Raw genomic sequence first — 18536 nt, forward strand, 5'->3', positions numbered from 1 at the left:
GTCGCCGCGCGAGAAGTCGGGATCGCACACCCCATAAGTGCGTGACCTTCGCGACCTTTGGCGTCCGATAGGGACAAGTTCCGCCTCGAGTACGGACCCTAGGGCAGCTCGAACAGCCCCGCCGCGCCCATGCCGCCGGCGGTGCACATCGAGACGACGACATGGCGCACGCCGCGCTTGCGCCCCTCGATCAGCGCATGGCCGACGAGGCGCGATCCGCTCATCCCGAATGGATGCCCGATCGCGATGGCGCCGCCATTGACGTTGAGCCGCTCGGGATCGATGCCCAGCGTGTCGCGGCAATGGAGGCATTGGCTGGCGAATGCCTCGTTGATTTCCCACAGGCCAATATCCTCGACCGTGAGGCCGGCGCGCCTGAGCAGCTTGGGCACTGCGAAGACCGGGCCGATCCCCATCTCGTCGGGCTCGCAGCCGGCGACCTGGAAGCCGCGATAGATGCCGAGGATCTCCTTGCCCTCGGCCTCGGCGGTCTTGCGGTCCATCAGGATCTGGGCGGCGGCGCCGTCGGAGAGCTGGCTGGCATTGCCGGCGGTGACGTGCCGGCCCTGCGCGACGAACTGGCCATCCTTCCACACGGCCTTGAGTGCCGCGAGCACTTCGGCGGTGGTGCCGGCGCGAATGCCTTCGTCCTGGGTGACGGTAACGGTCTCGCTGCCGGTGCGGTTGCCTTCCTTGTCGAAGAGTGCCTTTTCCACGGTGATCGGCGCGATCTCCTCGGCAAAGGCGCCGTTGGCGAGGCCTGCCGCGGCGCGCTGCTGGCTCGCCGCGGCGAAGGCGTCCTGCGCCTCGCGGCTGATGCCGTAGCGCTCGGCGACGATCTCGGCGGTCTCGATCATCGGGATATAGGCGGCGGGCACGCGATCGGTGACGGACTTGTTCGGATGGCGCGGCGCGTTCTTCATGGTCAGGCTGATCGATTCCATGCCGCCCGCCAGCGCGACGTCGATCTCGTCGGTCATGATCGAGCGCGCAGCCAGGGCAATGGCGGTAAGGCCCGATCCGCATTTGCGATCGAGGCTGAAGGCGGGCACGCTGTGCGGCAGGCCGGCGGCGAACAGCGCCATCCGCGCCATGTTCGCGCCCTGCGTCCCCCATTGGTTGCCCATGCCGTAGAAGACGTCGTCGATCCGCGCGGGATCGATGCCGGCGCGCTCCACCGCCGCGTTCATCACATGCGCGGCGAGCACCGGCGCCTCGGTGTCGTTGAAATAGCCGCGCCCCGCCTTGCCGATCCCCGTTCGTGCGGTGGAGACGATCACAGCTTCACGCATTGCGGGCACTCCTCATTTTCGAAGATGCGGTATGGCCTTGGGGCGTGACGATTGCAATGGCTCCGCGCCGTCCCATATCCGCGGCCGGAGGTACGCCATGGCAAGCAGGCCGATACGGATTCCGGGGCCCGATCATCCCATCGCGATCTCGCGGTCGGATGCGCATGTGGTGGTCCGCGCAGGCGGCAAGGTGATCGCCGACACGCGCCGCGCGATCGAGCTGCGCGAGGCGAGCTATCCGCCGGTCTTCTACATCCCGCGCGCCGATGCCGACATGACGCTGCTCGAGCGGACCGATCACGCGAGCTATTGTCCCTATAAGGGCGAGGCCAGTTATTTCTCGATCCGCGGCGGGGCCGAGAATGCCGTGTGGAGCTACGAGGCGCCCTATGCGGCGGTAGCCGACATCCGGGGCCATCTGGCCTTCTATCCGGACCGGGTGGAAGCGATCGCGATCAGTCGCTGAACGCCGGCGGCCGCTTCTGCATGTTCGCCATCACTGCCTCGATCTGATTGGGGGTGCGCAGCAGCGCGGCCTGCTCCCGACTCTCGGCGAGCAAGGTATCGGCGGCGCCGGCCTCGAGATTGGCGAGCCGCTTGGCGGCGCGGATCGCATGCGGGTTGCGCCCGGCGATGGCCCGCGCCAGCGCCATCGCCTCCCGGTGCGGATCCTCGGCGATGCGCGTGACGAAGCCGAGCGCCACCGCTTCCTCCGCATCGAATTCGCGGGCGGTATAGGCGAGCTCGCGCAGCACATCGTCGCGGACATTGCCGCGCCAGAGCGCATAGCCGGCCATGTCGGGCACGATGCCCCATTTCATCTCCATCACCGAAAGCCGCGTGCCCGGCGCGGCGATCCGCACGTCTGCGCCGCTGGCGATCTGCAATCCTCCGCCGAACGCCACGCCGTGCACCGCGGCGATCACCGGCATGGGCAGGGCGCGCCAGCCCCAGGCGACCTGCTGGAAGTCATTGGCCAGCCCATGGCTGCGCCGGGCGAGGTCGATCCCCGATCCGCCGGCGGCCATGCTGGCCATGTCCAGGCCGGCGCAGAAGCCGCGCCCTTCGCCGGAGAGCACCACGGCGCGGATGCCGGCTTCGCCCTCAAGCCGGGTAATCGCCGCGATGATCGCCGTGAACATCGCCGGATCGAGCGCGTTCAGCTTGTCGGGCCGGGCCAGCCGCACGTCCGCGACTCCGTCGCCGATCTCGATCCTGACGCGCTCTTCCATGCTTCCTCTCCTTTGCGTTGCCTGCAGAATAGCGTGCAATCAGGCCACGCAAAGCCGGTAGCCGCGTCCCTTGTCGGTGCGCAGCATCGGCATGGCGAAGCCCCGGTCGAGCTTGGCGCGCAGCCGCGAGACATGCACCTCGACGACATTGGTGCCAGGATCGAAGCCCAGGCCCCAGACGGCCGCCAGCAATTCGGAGCGCCCCGCCGGGCGGTCGCCCTGGCGGACCAGGTGGAGGAGCAGCGCATATTCGCGAGGCAGCAGCGATATCGGGCGGCCGGCGCGGGTTACCCGGCGCTCGACCGGATCGATGCGAAGCTCGCCAAGCACGATCTCGGGCCGGCGGATCCGTGCGGCAAGGCGAGCCGCCACTTCCTCGGCGGTGGCGGAAGCGGGCATCGCATCGTCGGCGCCCGCGTCGAGCGCGTGCGCCACGCTGCCTTCGGCGGGCAGCAACAGCAGGAGCGGCGCTTGCCAGCCCAGCGCCCGAATCCGCGCCACGCCTTCGCCGGTGCCCGCGAACAGGCCCGCCGCCGCTGCCACGCCAGGCGCATAGGGGACGAGCCCCAGGCCGCGCGCCGCAACGGCTCGGGCAAGGTCAGGCAGGTCGACTGTGCAGGCGACACGTGCGGTCACGACACCGAGGCTAGCGGCGATGACACCATTTCGGCGGCAACCATGTCCGTTACGGAGCTAGTCTCGCCCGGGCATGGCCGGCGACGAAGCGGTCGGGGTCGCCCGTCGCGCGGGAAAGCAGCATCGGTGCCTCGCCGGGAAGTGCCGAAACGAGCGCGTCGAGCGCAGTCACGCGCATCCGGGCACAGGGATGATGCCGAACGAAGCGCTCGGCCAGGTCGAGGCCGTTGCCGACATGCACCGCGATGGCGACCAGCGCTTCCGCCGCAGTCACCGTCAGCCCCTCGGCGATCGTGCCGCGTCCGATGTCGAAGCGACGCTGGTCGAGCCAGGGTTGGGCGGGATCGGCGCCGAGGATGTTGAGCGAGACCGACATGCTGTCCGGCGGCAGCTGGACATGAACGTCGCGCCGCATCCGATAGAGCATCAGCTTGCCGGGGTCGAGCCGCGCACGCTCGACGAAGCGGAGCCCCGCATCCTCACCGGGCAGGCCGGTGAGCGGCGCGGGATCATATTCGTAATAGTCGCTCCAATAGCCCGGGCCGAGATAGCCATAAGTGAGAAAGGGGAAATTATGGTCGTGCGGCAGGTCGTAGAAGAATGCCGCCGGCCCGCTGCTGCGCGTGGCGGAATCCGCGCGCGCCGGCCAGAAATTCGCGCGCAGCACATAGCGGCCGTTCGGCGGATGCAGCAGGAAGACCTGTGCGCCATAGCTGTTGCCGGCATGCTGGGCGGCACAGCGAGTTTTGAGCTCCTCGATGGCCAGGTCGGCGAGGAAATGGGAGTTGCGCCCCAACCGGGCGAGCAGCGGGCCCCAGCTTGCGAAGGCGTCCTCGTCGTGCGCGTCGACGGGATAGGCGTCGAGCGTCTCGATCAGCTCGTCCAGTTCGATCGCGCCGCCCTGGCCGGGATCGATCAGGCGCGGCATGGTACCCCCGGCCGCAGGCGGATCGTCGCGAGGGTGCGCGCGGCCGCCTCGCGTATCTCGACATGGGGATCGGCGACCATCATGGCCTCGAGCCGCGGCATCGCGGCGCGCGCATCGAGCGCCAGCCATTCGCGCATCGCTGCCCAGCGCAGATGGAAGGCCGGATCGCGCGTCGCCGCGTCGAATTGCGGCCCCGCATCGGCGCGGCCGGCAAGGCGGAGAAAGGCGAGCAACATCTCGGCGCGCGAGGCCCGGTCGTCTCCGCTGGCGACGCGAACCAGCCTGCCGTCGCCGATCGCATGCTCGCGCATCAGCGGCGCGGCACCGGCGCGGATCGTGGCCACCAGCGTGACAACGTCACCGCCGGCATCGGCGAGCAGTTGCGCCTCGCACCGACCGTCGATCGCATGCACGTCGCCATCGGCGAGCCGCAGCATCTCCACCTCCTTGCAGGGCGGGGCCTCCGCGGCGCGGAAATCCGGCCCGGCGGCCTCGGTCCGCCAGCGCCGCAGCACTGCGTTTCCGGCGCGGACATAGCGCGTCACGGCAAGGCGGCCGGAGAAGATGCAGGTGGCCGGCGGCGGCCGCCGCCGCATCGCCGCGGCGCCGGTGACGCAGGCGGAGATCGCTGCCGCCGGGCAATCGAACAACACCGCACCGATGCGGACGCCGTCGCGACTGGCCTTGAAGGGCGGCTCGAACAGGGGTGCGGCGCCGAGCGCTTCCACCAGCGGCTCGAGCAGCGCTTCGGCCCAGCCGCTGTCGCCGAACAGCCGTGTCGCGCGATTCAAGGCTTCCTCGGCATCGTCCGGGCCGCAATCGGCGAAGGTCGCCTCCAGCGCACGATGTGCGTCGCCGCGCCGCCAATCCCGGATCGTGTCGCGCGCGCCCGCTCGCGCAGCCATGAGCGCTGCGCGTATTCCGGCGTCCATCCCGTTCATGCGAAGTCGGGCGCGATCTCGTAGATCAGGATCGCGATGCCCACGATCAGCTCGAACAGATCGTCGATATCGGTCAGGCCCATGCGCAGCGTTCCGTGCATCGCCACGCTGGTGCCCAGCTCCGGGATCTCGCCCAGATCGATCTTCAGCAATCCCATGCTTCCCTCCCGCTCGAAGGTTCCCCGATGGGGCCACGCTAGGGCGGGACGGGAATGGTGCATCTTACAACGGTGTAATTGCCGCCATTTGCGTGCTTTCCGCTGCCGCGCTAGGGGGCGGCCATGCGCCAACCGGCCCCTTCCGCCTTCGATCCGCTGCGCTTCTTCGAGCTGCGATATGCCAGCCACGGCACCCGGCTGGGCATCGGCTATCGCGCGCACGGCCCCGATTGGGCTGAGCTGGAGCTGCCCTATCGCGACGACATGATCGGCGATCCGGCCTCGGGCGTGCTGGCTTCCGGGCCGATCCTGGCGCTGATGGACATGGCCACCGCCGTCTCGGTCTGGTTGCGTGCCGGCGCCTTCGTGCCGCAGGCGACGCTCGATCTCCGGATCGACTATCTGCGTCCCGCGACGCCGGGGCGCACGGTGATCGGCCGCGGCGAATGCTATCGGCTGACCCGTTCCATCGCGTTCGTGCGGGGCCAGGCGCATGACGGCGATCCCGGCGATCCGGTCGCGCATGTGGCCGGCACCTTCATGGCGACGGAGCGCTATCGGTGATCCTGCCTCCCTATGCCGAGCTGCTCGGCCTCACGGTCGAGCCGGGCGCGCAGGCGCCGGTGCTGGTGATGCCCTTTGGCGACGGCGTGCTCGGCCGCCCCGGCTTCCTGCACGGCGGCGCGATCGGCGGGCTGCTCGAAATGGCCGCGGTGGGCGCGCTCTGGCAAGCGCTCGGCAGCGACCGGATCCAGGTCAAGCCGATCAACCTGACCGTGGACTATATGCGCGGCGGCCGGGACAAGCCCACCCGGGCCCGTGGCCTGGTGACTCGGCTCGGCACGCGCGTCGCCAATGTCGAGGCGATCGCCTGGCAGGACGAACCCGACCGGCCGATCGCCGCGGCGCGGATGAACTATCTGATCGTCCGCTAGGGTCATTTGGGCGTGAGCCTGAACAGCCGCCCGTTGGCCTTGCCGGCATCCTCGAGCAGCCACACCGCCCCGTCCGGCCCCTGCGCCACGTCGCGGATGCGCATGTCCAGGTTCCACTGCTCGGCCTTGCTCGCCTTGTCGCCGTCCAGCGCGACCCGGATCAGCGCCCGGCCCGACAGCGCGCCGATCAAGAGCGAGCCCTTCCACGCGGGGAACATGCTGCCCGAATAATAGATCATCCCGCCGGGCGAGATGGACGGGTTCCAATATGCCGCCGGCGCCTCGAAGCCGTCGCCGGGCGCATGGCGAGGTATCGGCGTGCCGTCGTAATTGTCGCCATCGGAAACCAGCGGCCAGCCATAGTTCCTGCCCCTGCGGATCAGGTTGACTTCGTCGCCGCCCTTGGGGCCCATCTCGTTCTCCCAGAGCCGGCCGCTCGCGTCGAACACCAAGCCATAGGGATTGCGATGGCCGAGCGTCCAGGTCTCGGCGGGGACGAGATTGGTGCCTTCGACCGCCTGGGTGCGCGCCGGCGCGGTCTTGGCGAGTTCGGTGTTCCGGGGAGGATCGGTGACGGTCACGGTGGCGGTGCCCGTCTTGCCCGCCCAGGGATTGCCCGGCGCCGGCTTGCCGTCGAGCGTTAGGTGCAGGATCTTGCCGAGCGCCTGGTTGGGGTCCTGCGCCGGGGTGAAGCGCTGGCGCTCGCCCGATGTCAGGAACAGCGACTTGCCGTCGGGCGCGAAGGCGATGACCGCGCCGAACTGGCCGCCCCTGCCGTCCGAGCCCGCGCGCCACAGCACTTGCGGGTTGGCGAGCATCGGTGCCGTGCCGTCCACGAAGGTGGCGCGGGCCATCGCCAGGCTGGAGCCCTGGGGCCGCGGCTCGGCATAGGTGTAATAGACTTGGCGGCTCTTCGCGAAATCGGGTGCGGGAATCACGTCGAGCAGCCCGCCCTGGCCCTGGAAGACCACGTCGACATTGGCGATCACCTGCCGCTGTCTGCCGTCCGCCGAGACGAGCAGGATCCTGCCTGCCTTCTCGGTCACCAGCATGCGTCCGTCGGGCAGAAACGCCATAGCCCAGGGGGCGTCGAAAGCGGCGACCCGGGTCATGGCGAAGGGCAGCTCGCCGTCCGCCGCCGGGGCAGCGGTCTGCCGGGCCGAGAGCTCCGAGCCGGCATTGCAGGCGGCGAGCAATGCCAGCGCGGGCAGCGCCAGGCGAAGACTTTTCTGCATCGGATCGATCCCTCTCACTTCCGTTCCCGCCGCCTCAACGCCCTGGGGCCGGCGCGGCTCCGGGCGCCGGACGGCACCAATTCCGCTTGCTTCCCGGGCATCTGCCAAGTGAAGCTGGCACGGGAAGATGCAGGGGGCAATCATGGGGGCCGGATTCTTTCGAGGGATGGCGTTCACCTGCGCAGCGGCGCTCGTCGGGGCCGTGGCCGCGGCGCATCCGGATCCCGATCCGGCGGTGCCGAGCGCTGCCGATTTCGGCGCGCTGCCGGCGATAGGTTCGCCGGTGATCGCGCCGGATGGAAAGCTGATCGCCGCCAAGGGGCTGGTCCGGGGCAAGCCGGTGATGCTGATCTTCGATGCGGCCAACGAAGGACGCGAGCTCAAGCAGATTCCGATCCCCGACAAGCATCGCATCGAATGGATTCGCTGGGCGGGCAGCCGGCGCGTCCTCGTCAGCCTGAGCACCATGGCGCGGGTGCTTGAGGAGGATGCCCGCATGACCCGGATCGTGCTGCTCGACCTCGATTCCGGCAAGCACAGCTTCGTCGGGCCGCGCGAACAGGGCGTGGACGGCGACAATGTCGTCCATGTCGACCGGGGCGGGCAGTATCTGCTGCTCAACACCCAGCCGAGCATCTATGAATGGCCCTCGGTCTATCGCGTGGATCTCGGCACCGGCAAGTCGAGCAAGATCGTCAGTGCGCGCGAGGGCGTGTGGGACTGGTATGCCGATTCCGACGGCGTGGTGCGGGTCGGCATGGGCACCCGCGACGGGCGCTACTGGACTTATTATCGCGACAAGGACGGCGAGGATTTCCGGCGCAGCCAGCGCCGCGACGTCGGCACCGGCGCGGGCGACACGCGAATCGACAGCTTCACCCTCGCGCCCGGCAGCAGCCAGGGCTATGCCGTCGCCGCCGGCAGGAGCGGCCGCTTCGGCCTCTACCATTACGATTTCGGCAAGGAAGCGCTGGGCGAGCAGATCTACGAGAACCCCCAGGTCGACATCGACGATTTCGACCTGGGGCTCGACGGCAAGGTGCGCGGCGTCTTCTTCGACGAGGACAAGCCCGGGGTCACCTGGTTCGATCCCGAGATGCAGAAGCTCCAGGCCAGGCTCGACCGCGCCGTGCCCGGCCATCTCAACCGGGTCGTCTCGTCCAGCCGCGACAAGATGCGGCTGCTGATCTGGAGCGCCTCGTCGGACGATCCCGGCACCTATTATCTCTATGACCGGCGCACCCGGCACATGGATGCCTTCGCAGCGCCCTATGACAGCCTGGTCGGCAAGCGGCTCGCGGCGATGGAGCCGGTCCGCTACCAGGCCCGGGACGGGCTCGACCTGCGCGCCTATCTGACGATGCCGCCGGGCCGCGGGGACAAGAACCTGCCGATGGTCGTCATGCCGCATGGCGGCCCCTTCGCGCGGGACAGCTGGGGCTATGATGCCTGGGTCCAGTTCCTGGCGAGCAAAGGCTATGTGGTGCTCCAGCCCAATTTCCGCGGCTCGACCGGTTTCGGCCGCGATTTCGTCGCCAAGGGCATCGGCCAATGGGGCCGCGGCATGCAGGACGATATCGACGACGGCGTGAAATGGCTGGCCGGCCGGGGAATCGTCGATCCCAAGCGCGTCTGCATCATGGGCGCTTCGTTCGGCGGCTATGCGGCGATGTGGGCGGCGGTGCGCAATCCCGAGACCTATCGCTGCGCGATCAGCTTCGCCGGCGTATCCGACGTGGCCTCGATGCTGCGCTACGACAGCCGCTCGATGACCGCGACTCGCTATTTCCGCGACTGGCGCACCCGCGTGCAGGGCGACAAGCATTTCGAGCTCGATACCGTCTCGCCCCTGAAACAGGTCGAGCGGATGCGCGTGCCGATCCTGCTCGCGCATGGCGAGGACGACGACAATGTGCCGCTCTACCAGTCGCGCCGGCTGCACGAAGCGCTGCTCAAGCTCGGGCGGGCGCATGAATATGTCGTCTATCCCAAGGAAGGCCATGGTTTCGCCGATCCGGTGCATTCGACCGATTTCCTCACTCGGGTCGGCAAGTTCCTCGACGCGCACAATCCGAGCTGAGCGGCAGCCGGGCCGGGCGGCGGATTTACCCTGAAGGGGTGAGGGGTCGTCCCTGGTGGCGAGCGCGAGCATGCGCGCACCGTGTCGGACGCGATCCTGCATCGGGAGGCCATTCGTCCCTGGCCGCGGGAAGAACCCGTCCCGGGCGGAATCCGATTGCTCTTGCCGCCGCCGCGCCGAATGCGTATATCGCCCCTGCTTTCTCGACATCGTCAAACATGCCGAGGTCGGGGCCCGCAGGGCTCCGGCGCCGAAGCTGCTTGACCAATTCCGGAGTGCCGCGTGGCGAACATTGCCGACCTCACCAAGCTGATCGAACCCGAAGCCCAGGCGCTCGGGCTCGCGCTGGTGCGCGTCAAGATGTTCGGCGGCACCAGCGATCCGACGCTGCAGGTGATGGCCGAGCGCCCCGACACTCGCCAGCTGACCATCGATGATTGCGCCGACCTGTCGCGCCGCATCTCCGATGTGTTCGACGCGCTGGAGGAGGCGGGCAAGGACCCGTTCGACCATGCCTATCGCCTGGAAGTCAGCTCGCCGGGCATCGACCGGCCGCTCACCCGGCTCCAGGACTTCGAGGACTGGAAGACGCATGAGGCGCGGCTGAACCTGGCCGAGCCGCTCGAGGACGGGCGCAAGCAATTGACCGGCGACCTGATCGGCATCGAGGGCGATCTCGTCTCGATCGACGTCCGCAAATACAAGGTGGTCAGCGTTCCGTTCGGCAGCATCGCCGACGCCAAGCTGCTGATGACCGACCGACTGATCAACGCAACCGCGCCGCTCTCCCCCGAGGGCGCGGACGAATACGAAGCAGAGGAAAACGACTGATGGCCACCGCCATTTCCGCCAACAAGGCCGAGCTGCTCGCCATCGCCGATTCGGTCGCGAAGGAGAAGCTGATCGACAAGGCCATCGTCATCGAGGCGATGGAGGACGCGATCCAGCGCGCCGCGAAGAACCGCTACGGCGTGGAGAACGACATCCGCGCGAAGCTCGATCCGAACACCGGCGACCTGCGCCTGTGGCGCGTCGTCGAAGTGGTCGAGCTGGTGGACGATTATTTCAAGCAGGTCGACGTCAACCAGGCGCAGAAGCTCCAGAAGGGCGCGGCCGTGGGCGACTATATCGTCGATCCGCTGCCTCCGATCGAGTTCGGCCGCATCCAGGCCCAGGCTTCGAAGCAGATCATCTTCCAGAAGGTCCGCGACGCCGAGCGCGAGCGCCAGTATGAAGAGTTCAAGGACCGCCAGAACGAGATCATCACCGGCGTGGTGAAGCGCGTCGAGTTCGGCCACGTGGTCGTGGACCTGGGCCGCGCCGAGGGCGTGATCCGTCGCGACCAGCAGATCCCGCGCGAAGTGGTCCGCGTCGGCGACCGCGTCCGCTCGATCATCCTCAACGTCCGCCGCGAGAACCGCGGTCCGCAGATCTTCCTGAGCCGCGCGCACCCCGAGTTCATGAAGAAGCTGTTCGCGCAGGAAGTGCCCGAGATCTACGACGGCATCATCGAGATCAAGGCCGCCGCCCGCGATCCGGGCTCGCGCGCCAAGATCGGCGTGATCAGCCATGACAGCTCGATCGATCCGGTCGGCGCCTGTGTCGGCATGAAGGGTTCGCGCGTCCAGGCCGTCGTGCAGGAGATGCAGGGCGAGAAGATCGATATCATCCCCTGGTCGCCCGACACCGCGACTTTCGTCGTCAACGCGCTGCAGCCGGCAAACGTCAGCCGCGTCGTGATCGACGAGGAAGAGGACCGTATCGAAGTCGTCGTTCCCGACGATCAGCTCAGCCTCGCCATCGGCCGCCGCGGCCAGAACGTCCGCCTGGCCAGCCAGCTGACTGCCAAGGCGATCGACATCCTGACCGAGACCGACGCCAGCGAGAAGCGCCAGGCCGAGTTCGTCGCGAACAGCGAGATGTTCCAGAACGAACTCGACGTCGACGAGACGCTGGCCCAGCTGCTGGTCGCCGAAGGTTTCTCGAGCCTGGAAGAAGTCGCCTATGTCGAGCTTGACGAGATCGCTTCGATCGAGGGCTTTGACGAGGAGCTTGGCCAGGAGCTGCAGAGCCGTGCGCAGGAAGCGCTGGAACGCCGCGAGGAAGCCAATCGCACCGAGCGCCGCGCGCTGGGCGTCGAGGACGATCTCGCCACCATGCCCTATATGACCGAGGCGATGCTGGTCACGCTCGGCAAGGCGGGCATCAAGACGCTCGACGACCTCGCCGATCTCGCCACCGACGAGCTGGTGCAGAAGAAGCGCGCCGAGCCGCGCCGCCGCAACGAGGACGCCCCGAAGCGCGAGCAGGACAAGGGCGGGATCCTCGCCGAATATGGCCTGAGCGACGAGCAGGGCAACGAGATCATCATGGCCGCCCGCGCGCACTGGTTCGCCGAGGACGATGCCGTGGCGGTCGCGCCGGCGGAGGGCGAGGCCTGATGCCCTTCATCGACATCCGCCTGGCCGGCCCGGCCACCCGCGCGCAAAAGGCCGGCATCGTCGCCGATGTCACGGCCTCGATGGTCGCGCGCCTGGGCAAGTCGGCGGGTGCCGTGCAGGTCAACATCACCGAGCTCAGCCTCGAGAATTACGGTGCGGGCGGTCAGCTGATCGCGGATCGCGATGCGCCGGTGCAGGGAGACGCGCATGCGGAACCCTCACAATGACACGGCACGGCTAACGGCCAAGGCGACCCCTCCTCCCGCTGCGCGGGAGGGGCGGGATCCCATGCGCACCTGCGTGCTGTCGCGCGAGGAAGCTCCGCGCGACGGGCTGATCCGACTCGCGCTTTCACCAGACGGCGAGGTATTGCCCGACGTCCGTGCCAAGGCGCCGGGCCGCGGCGCCTGGATCGGCGTGACGCGCGCCGAGCTGGAAGCAAGCGGCAAGAAGCTGAAGGGCGTGCTCGCCCGCGCCTTCAAGGGGGCCGAGCTGCGCATCCCCGAGGATCTGGGTGCGCGGATCGCCGAGCAGCTCCAGCGCAACGCGCTCGACCGGCTGGGCCTGGAGTTCAAGGCCGGCCACGTCGCGATCGGCGGCGACCGCATCCAGGAAGCCGCGCGCGGCGGCCGGCTCCACCTGTTGCTCCATGCGAGCGATGCCGGCGAAGACGGCGCGCGCAAGCTCGCCCAGGCCTGGCGCGTGGGCAGCGATCGCGAAGGTAGCGGCCTGCAGGGCTTAACATTGCCGATCCCGCGCACCATATTGTCCTTGGCGCTTGGCCGCGAAAATGTGGTACATGCCGGCCTGACCGACGCCAAAGCGGCCGCCCGGACGAGCGAAGCGCTCGATCGGTGGCTGCACTTTATCGGATCCGATTCCACCCCTCGCCCTTGCGAAACCGCTTCGCAGGGCGCATCGGCGCTTCCGTCGGAAGCGTCCGAAGACGAACGACAGACTGAAGGACTTTAGGCAGCCGCATGAGCGACACCGATAACGAAAAGCCGAAACTGGGCATGCGCGCACCGCTGGGGCTGAAGCGCACGGTCGAGACGGGCAAGGTGAAGCAGAGCTTCAGCCATGGCCGCTCGAACACCGTGGTCGTGGAAGTGAAGCGCCGCCGGGTCCTGGGTCCGCATGGCACCCCGCAGGACGAAGTGCAGGCCGCGCCCGAGCCGGCCCCCGCGCCCGCTGCGCCGCCGGCGCCGCCCGCGCCGCCGCGCCCGGCGGCCGCCGCACCCGCGCCGCGCCCCTCGAACGAGACGCCGCAGGAGCGCCAGACCCGCCTGCTGCGCGAAGCCGAAGAGCAGCGCATGAACGCGCTCGAGGAAGCGCGCCGCCGCGAGGAGCGCGAACGTGCCGAGGCCGCCGAGGCCGAAGCCCGCCGCGCCGAGGAGCGCGCCCGCGCCGAGGCAGAGGCCGCCAAGGCGCCGCCCGCGCCCGAGCCCGCCCCCCAGGCGGAAGCGCCCAAGGTCGAGGCCGCGCCGGCTCCCGTGCCGACGCCGGCTCCGGCTCCGGCTCCGGCGCCTGCCCCGACTCCCGCTCCGGCCCCGGTCGAGCTCACGCTCGATCCGCGCCGCCCGGCGCCGCGCCTGTTCACGCCGGTGCAGCGCCCCGAGATTCCGAAGCCGCAGCCCAAGCCCGAGCCGAAGCAGCAAGAGGCCGCCGCGCCTGCGCCTGCGCCCGCCGCGCGTCCGGCCGGCGCCGCCCCGGCCTCGCGTCCCGCGCCCACGGGCGGCGCGCCGGTGCGCCGCGGCCCCGAACCCGCGCGTCCGCAGCAGCGCGACCGCAAGGGCGACGATCGCCGCCAGTCGGGCAAGCTCACCGTCAATCGCGCCCTGGGCGGCGAGGACGGCGCGCGTGCCCGCTCGCTCGCCGCGCTGAAGCGCGCCCGCGAGAAGGAGCATCGCCGTTCGTACGGTGGTTCGTCGGCGCCGCGCGAGAAGCAGGTCCGCGACGTGGTCGTCCCCGAGGCGATCACCGTGCAGGAGCTCGCCAACCGCATGGCCGAGAAGGGCGCCGACCTGGTGAAGGCGCTGTTCAAGATGGGCATGCCGGTCACCGTCAACCAGACGATCGACCAGGATACCGCCGAACTGCTCGTCACCGAATTCGGCCACAACCTGCAGCGCGTCAGCGAGAGCGACGTCGATCTGGACGTGGCGGAGGCCGATGCCGAGGACACGCTGCAGCCGCGTGCGCCGGTGGTGACGATCATGGGTCACGTCGACCATGGCAAGACCTCGCTGCTCGATGCCCTGCGCGGTACCGACGTGGTGAAGGGCGAGGCCGGCGGCATCACCCAGCATATCGGCGCCTATCAGGTCACGCTGAAGGACAAGTCGAAGATCACCTTCCTCGACACGCCGGGCCACGAGGCGTTCACCCAGATGCGCGCCCGCGGTGCCGACATCACCGACATCGTCGTGCTGGTGGTGGCGGCGAATGACGGCCTGATGCCGCAGACGATCGAGGCGATCAACCACACCAAGGCGGCCGGGGTGCCGATGATCGTGGCGATCAACAAGGTCGATCTCGACAGCGCCAATCCGCAGCGCGTGCGCGAGCGTCTGCTCGAGCATGAGGTCATCGTGGAAGAGATGGGCGGCGAGACGCAGGACGTCGAAGTCTCCGCGCTCAAGAAGATCGGCCTCGACGCGCTGATCGAGAAGATCCAGCTCCAGGCCGAACTGCTCGACCTCAAGGCCAACCCGGACCGCGAGGCCGAAGGCACGGTGATCGAGGCGAAGCTCGACAAGGGCCGCGGCCCGGTCGCGACGATCCTCGTCAACCGCGGCACGCTCAAGGTGGGCGACGTGTTCGTCGTCGGCGCCGAGAGCGGCAAGGTCCGCGCGCTGATCAACGACAAGGGCCAGCAGGTCAAGGAAGCCGGTCCGGCCGTTCCGGTCGAAGTGCTCGGCCTCTCCGGCGTCCCGATGGCGGGCGATCCGCTCCAGGTCGTCGAGAACGAGGCGCGTGCCCGGGAAGTCGCCGAATATCGCTCGGGCGTCGCGCTGCAGAAGCGCACCACCCAGGCGCCGGCCAGCCTCGAGAGCATGTTCTCGGCGCTCAAGGAAAAGCAGGCGATGGAATATCCGCTGGTCGTCAAGGCGGATACCCAGGGCACGGTCGAGGCGATCGTCGCGGCGATCAACAAGATCAGCACCGACGACATCAAGGCGCGCGTGCTCCATTCGGGCGTGGGCGGCATCACCGAGAGCGACGTGACGCTCGCGGCCGCCGCCGGTGCGCCGATCATCGGCTTCAACGTTCGCCCGAATGCCAAGGCGCGCGAGATCGCCGAGCGGAACAAGGTGGCGTTCAAATATTATGACGTGATCTATGATCTGACCGACGAAGTCCGCGCCGGCATGGCCGGGCAGCTCGGTCCGGAAGCGTTCGAGACCGTCGTCGGTCGCGCGGAGATCAAGGAAGTCTTCTCGGCCGGCAAGCACGGCAAGGCCGCCGGTCTGCTGGTCACCGAAGGCGCGATCCGCAAGGCGCTCAAGGCGCGCATTACCCGCGACGACGTCATCATCTACCAGGGCGAGATCGCGTCGCTGCGTCGCTTCAAGGACGATGTCGCCGAAGTGCGCGCCGGCCTGGAATGCGGCGTGACGTTCAGCCAGAACTTCACCGACATCAAGGCGGGCGACTATCTCGAAACCTTCGAAGTCGAGATGCGCGAGCGCACGCTGTAATGCCTGAAAGCCGGGGGAGACGACGCAAGTCATCGCCTCCGGCGCCGCGGCGGCGGAGCCGGTGGGGCAGGGCATTGTCCTCCGCGGCGGACGGTGCGAGCATCGGATGCCTGCCGCTGTTCGCCTGTCTCGCCTCGCCGGGCTGGCTGCTGCGATGAATTCGATCTTCGACGATTTCCCGTCGCCTTCCTCGGCCCGGCTGCTCGGCTGGGAGATGCGGGGGTTCGACGCGGCGGCGCGGACGATCGAGATCGGCTTTTCGATCGACGACCGGTTCCTCAATCCGGCGGGAACGGTGCAGGGCGGCTTCCTGGCTGCGATGCTCGACGACACACAGGGGCCCTGCCTGTTCGCGGCGAGCGAAGGGCAGGTCTATGCGCCGACGATCGATTTCCATGTGGTGTGCCTCAAGCCCGCGCGGCCGGGCCGCTTCACGGGCAAGGGCCGGGTGGTGAGCCTGGGCAAGACGATTGCGGTCACCGAGGCCGAATTGTTCGACGAAGGCGGCAACATGGTCGCCCGCGGCACCTTCACGGGCCGCGTGATGCAGGGCGCGATGGCGCGCCGGGGTGAGAAATGAAGACGCAGACCAACAGTGAAGAGCGCTCGGTTCGCGTGCTGCGCGTCGGCGAGCAGGTTCGCCACATATTGAGCGAGATCCTCCAGCGCGGCGAAGTGCATGACGATGTGCTGGCCAAGCACCTCGTCTCGATCACCGAAGTGCGCATGTCGCCCGACCTGCGCCACGCCACCGTGTTCGTGAAGCCGCTGCTCGGCAAGGACGAGGAAGTGGTGATCAAGGCGCTGCGCACCAACACCGCCTATCTCCAGCGTGAGGTCGCTGCCCGCGTGAAGATGAAATACGCCGCGAAGCTCAAGTTCCTCGCGGACGAGAGCTTCGACGAGGGCAGCCATATCGACAAGCTGCTGCGCGATCCCAAGGTAGCGCGCGACCTGGGTGAGGCGGACGAGGGCAGTGATGCCTGAGGCCGGCGCGGTCGCCACATTGCGCCTGAGCAATGCGACCGCGGCGCCCCTGTTCATCTGGCTCGAGCCCTGGGTTGACGAGCTGTGGCTCCCGCCGCGTTCCGAGCTCACGCTCCACACGGTGACGCTGGGCGAGCTCCAATGGCCAGAGATCGAGGCCAATGACGACGAGGGGCTGACGATCTGGGGCGTCGGCGGCAGCACGCTGCGGGTCGAGATCGACAATGTACCCCAGGACACCTTCTCCGCCGGCTATGCCTCGCCTGACTTGGGAGCGCTGAGCCCCAAATTCTTCGTGAACACCGTCTTCGGCGCCTTTCCTCAGGCGCGGCCCGGCGGACATCCATTGCAACCGGTGCGCAGGCGCGGCTGGCTTTCGCGGCTGCTCGGACGCTAAGAAGGGCCGATATGGCCAAGCTCTATTTCTACTATGCCTCGATGAACGCGGGGAAATCGACCACGCTGCTGCAGGCCGATTTCAATTATCGAGAGCGTGGCATGCGCACCTTGTTGTTCACGGCCGGCATCCATGACCGCGGCGGCAGGGGCGTGATCGATTCGCGGCTCGGCATCAGCGCCACCGCGGTCCCGTTCGAAGAGGCGACGGATCTGCGCCGCATCGCCGAGGACGAGCATTATCAGGCGCCGCTGGCCTGCATCCTGGTCGACGAAGCGCAGTTCCTGTCGCCTGCCCAGGTCCGCCAGCTCGCTCATCTCGCCGATGAACTGGGCATCCCGGTGCTCTGCTACGGCCTGCGCACCGATTTCCAGGGCCGGCTCTTCCCCGGCTCGGCCGAGCTGCTTGCGCTTGCGGACTCGCTGGTCGAGATCAAGTCGGTCTGCGAATGCGGGCGCAAGGCGACGATGAACCTGCGCGTCGATGCCGCGGGCAATGCCGTGCGGCAGGGCGAGCAGCGCGAGGTGGGCGGCAACGAGCGCTATGTGGCGCTGTGCCGCCGGCACTTCATGCAGCGTACAGCCTGACTATGGTATCGGGGAGGGCAAGAGTGCTCCCCATGGTCTTCGAAAGGAGACGAGCCATGTTCCGCAAGGCTGTTCTCGCGCTGGCGCTGCCTGCGCTGTTCGTCACCTCCGCTGCCGCTGCGCAGCAGGCCGGTCCCACGCCGGGACCCAAATCGGGCGAACCGGCGACGATTCCGTTCCTCACCCGCAACGACATCCGCACCTTCGAATCCACCGACGATGGCGACGGCGTCTATATCCAGGATGTCCGGCGCAACTGGTATTATGTGACCTTTTTCGGCCGCTGCAACGAGCTGCCCTGGGCGATCGGCGTGGGCTTCAAGACCTTTGCCGGCGGTTTCCAGATCGATCGCGGCGACACGATCATCGCCGGACGCGAGCGGTGCCGGATCGCCGACATCGTCCATAGCGGCCCGCCCCCCGCGAAGGCGAAGAAGGCCAAGGGCGCCTGATGCTGGCTCCGGCGGCCGGCCTCGGCTAGGGGCCGCCGGATGCATGGCTGGATCATCCTCGACAAACCGCTTGGCCTCGGCTCGACCCAGGGCGTGAGCGCGGTCAAGCGCGCGCTGCGCGACGGCAAGTACGGCAAGTTCAAGGTCGGCCATGGCGGCACCCTCGACCCGCTGGCGACCGGCGTGCTGCCGGTCGCGATCGGCGAGGCGACCAAGCTGGCAGGGCGGATGCTCGACAGCGACAAGGTGTACGACTTCGAAGTCACCTTCGGCGTCGAGACCGACACGCTCGATCGTGAAGGCAAGCCGGTCGCCACCTCGGAGGTGCGCCCCGCGCTCGCGCAGGTCGAAGCGGTGCTGCCGCGCTTCACCGGCCCGATCGAGCAGGTGCCGCCCGCCTATTCGGCGCTCAAGGTCGATGGCGAGCGCGCCTATGATCTGGCGCGCGCCGGCGAGGAGGTGAAGCTGGCGAGCCGCAGCGTGGTGATACACGACCTTCAAATCCTCCCCGGAACGGGGAGGGGGACCGCCGGC

Annotated in this window: 22 protein-coding genes; 15 read left to right on the top strand and 7 right to left on the bottom strand. The window is 68.5% G+C overall.

From position 1 onward, the window contains the following. Nucleotides 1-98 precede the first annotated feature (98 nt). Nucleotides 99-1292, bottom strand: a complete 1194-nt coding sequence (locus tag FFS08_RS03230; protein WP_137861807.1) for an acetyl-CoA C-acyltransferase — start codon at nt 1290-1292, stop codon at nt 99-101. Nucleotides 1293-1389: 97 nt separating this feature from the next. Between FFS08_RS03230 and FFS08_RS03235 the strand changes: the two genes are divergently transcribed. Further along, the gene (locus FFS08_RS03235; RefSeq protein ID WP_137861806.1) at nt 1390-1758 is read left to right on the top strand and encodes a DUF427 domain-containing protein; all 369 of its coding nucleotides are present in this window, start codon (nt 1390-1392) and stop codon (nt 1756-1758) included. On the opposite strand, the gene FFS08_RS03240 is transcribed toward FFS08_RS03235, so the two are convergent. Genes FFS08_RS03240 through FFS08_RS23365 form a run of 5 tightly spaced genes read right to left on the bottom strand, consistent with a single transcriptional unit; the run spans nt 1748 to nt 5187 of the window. Next, complete coding sequence (locus FFS08_RS03240) at nt 1748-2524, bottom strand: crotonase/enoyl-CoA hydratase family protein (RefSeq protein WP_137861805.1); 777 nt, start codon at nt 2522-2524, stop codon at nt 1748-1750. The two genes, FFS08_RS03235 and FFS08_RS03240, sit on opposite strands and share 11 nt — an antisense overlap. Before the next feature lie 39 nt (nt 2525-2563). Then, nucleotides 2564-3160 (bottom strand): winged helix-turn-helix domain-containing protein, encoded by a 597-nt coding sequence (locus tag FFS08_RS23965; RefSeq protein ID WP_249341006.1) that lies wholly within the window; start codon nt 3158-3160, stop codon nt 2564-2566. Nucleotides 3161-3209: 49 nt separating this feature from the next. Continuing rightward, a complete protein-coding gene (locus FFS08_RS03250; protein WP_137861804.1) occupies nt 3210-4088 on the bottom strand; it encodes a transposase in 879 nt (292 codons plus the stop codon). Next, nucleotides 4076-4993 (bottom strand): hypothetical protein, encoded by a 918-nt coding sequence (locus tag FFS08_RS03255; RefSeq protein ID WP_137861803.1) that lies wholly within the window; start codon nt 4991-4993, stop codon nt 4076-4078. Before FFS08_RS03255 ends, FFS08_RS03250 begins: the two co-directional genes overlap by 13 nt. A 32-nt stretch (nt 4994-5025) precedes the next feature. After that, entirely contained in the window at nt 5026-5187 is a 162-nt protein-coding gene (locus FFS08_RS23365) for a hypothetical protein (RefSeq protein WP_171012440.1), read from the bottom strand. 123 nt (nt 5188-5310) lie between these two features. Here FFS08_RS23365 and FFS08_RS03260 point away from each other — a divergent pair, with 123 nt between their 5' ends. Beyond that, nucleotides 5311-5751 (top strand): PaaI family thioesterase, encoded by a 441-nt coding sequence (locus FFS08_RS03260; RefSeq protein WP_137861802.1) that lies wholly within the window; start codon nt 5311-5313, stop codon nt 5749-5751. Further along, nucleotides 5751-6122 carry a PaaI family thioesterase gene (locus FFS08_RS03265; RefSeq protein ID WP_137861934.1) on the top strand — a complete coding sequence of 124 codons (372 nt, stop codon included), beginning with the start codon at nt 5751-5753 and terminating at the stop codon, nt 6120-6122. Before FFS08_RS03260 ends, FFS08_RS03265 begins: the two co-directional genes overlap by 1 nt. 2 nt (nt 6123-6124) lie before the next feature. On the opposite strand, the gene FFS08_RS03270 is transcribed toward FFS08_RS03265, so the two are convergent. Next, nucleotides 6125-7357 (bottom strand): PQQ-dependent sugar dehydrogenase, encoded by a 1233-nt coding sequence (locus FFS08_RS03270; RefSeq protein ID WP_137861801.1) that lies wholly within the window; start codon nt 7355-7357, stop codon nt 6125-6127. A 166-nt stretch (nt 7358-7523) separates the two neighbouring features. Between FFS08_RS03270 and FFS08_RS23370 the strand changes: the two genes are divergently transcribed. The 12 genes from FFS08_RS23370 to truB all read left to right on the top strand — a co-directional run. Next, on the top strand, nt 7524-9437 hold the full coding sequence (locus FFS08_RS23370) for an alpha/beta hydrolase family protein (RefSeq protein ID WP_171012441.1): 1914 nt from the start codon (nt 7524-7526) through the stop codon (nt 9435-9437). Nucleotides 9438-9719: 282 nt separating this feature from the next. Continuing rightward, the gene (gene rimP, locus FFS08_RS03285; RefSeq protein WP_137861800.1) at nt 9720-10268 is read left to right on the top strand and encodes a ribosome maturation protein RimP; all 549 of its coding nucleotides are present in this window, start codon (nt 9720-9722) and stop codon (nt 10266-10268) included. Next, nucleotides 10268-11878: a transcription termination factor NusA gene (gene nusA / locus FFS08_RS03290; RefSeq protein ID WP_137861799.1), complete on the top strand. Its 1611-nt coding sequence runs from the start codon at nt 10268-10270 to the stop codon at nt 11876-11878. The genes rimP and nusA overlap by 1 nt, the downstream gene beginning before the upstream one ends. After that, nucleotides 11878-12105: a tautomerase family protein gene (locus tag FFS08_RS03295; protein ID WP_137861798.1), complete on the top strand. Its 228-nt coding sequence runs from the start codon at nt 11878-11880 to the stop codon at nt 12103-12105. Before nusA ends, FFS08_RS03295 begins: the two co-directional genes overlap by 1 nt. 61 nt (nt 12106-12166) lie before the next feature. Further along, a complete protein-coding gene (locus FFS08_RS03300; RefSeq protein WP_249341004.1) occupies nt 12167-12850 on the top strand; it encodes a DUF448 domain-containing protein in 684 nt (227 codons plus the stop codon). Between the two features lie 8 nt (nt 12851-12858). Then, on the top strand, nt 12859-15579 hold the full coding sequence (gene infB / locus FFS08_RS03305) for a translation initiation factor IF-2 (RefSeq protein WP_137861796.1): 2721 nt from the start codon (nt 12859-12861) through the stop codon (nt 15577-15579). 106 nt (nt 15580-15685) lie between these two features. Beyond that, the gene (locus FFS08_RS03310) at nt 15686-16159 is read left to right on the top strand and encodes a PaaI family thioesterase (protein ID WP_137861795.1); all 474 of its coding nucleotides are present in this window, start codon (nt 15686-15688) and stop codon (nt 16157-16159) included. Further along, the gene (rbfA, locus tag FFS08_RS03315) at nt 16156-16566 is read left to right on the top strand and encodes a 30S ribosome-binding factor RbfA (RefSeq protein ID WP_137861794.1); all 411 of its coding nucleotides are present in this window, start codon (nt 16156-16158) and stop codon (nt 16564-16566) included. Before FFS08_RS03310 ends, rbfA begins: the two co-directional genes overlap by 4 nt. Next, nucleotides 16559-16963, top strand: a complete 405-nt coding sequence (locus tag FFS08_RS03320; RefSeq protein WP_137861793.1) for a hypothetical protein — start codon at nt 16559-16561, stop codon at nt 16961-16963. Before rbfA ends, FFS08_RS03320 begins: the two co-directional genes overlap by 8 nt. 11 nt (nt 16964-16974) lie before the next feature. Then, on the top strand, nt 16975-17550 hold the full coding sequence (locus tag FFS08_RS03325) for a thymidine kinase (RefSeq protein WP_137861792.1): 576 nt from the start codon (nt 16975-16977) through the stop codon (nt 17548-17550). Nucleotides 17551-17606: 56 nt separating this feature from the next. Then, nucleotides 17607-18002, top strand: a complete 396-nt coding sequence (locus tag FFS08_RS03330; RefSeq protein ID WP_137861791.1) for a DUF6491 family protein — start codon at nt 17607-17609, stop codon at nt 18000-18002. Nucleotides 18003-18041: 39 nt separating this feature from the next. Beyond that, a partial coding sequence (gene truB / locus FFS08_RS03335) for a tRNA pseudouridine(55) synthase TruB (RefSeq protein ID WP_137871808.1) occupies nt 18042-18536 on the top strand: 495 nt, incomplete at its 3' end.

Origin of the sequence: Sphingomonas sp. 1F27F7B (genome assembly GCF_005503355.1) — a bacterium.
In the GTDB taxonomy this organism is placed as follows: Bacteria; Pseudomonadota; Alphaproteobacteria; order Sphingomonadales; family Sphingomonadaceae; genus Sphingomonas.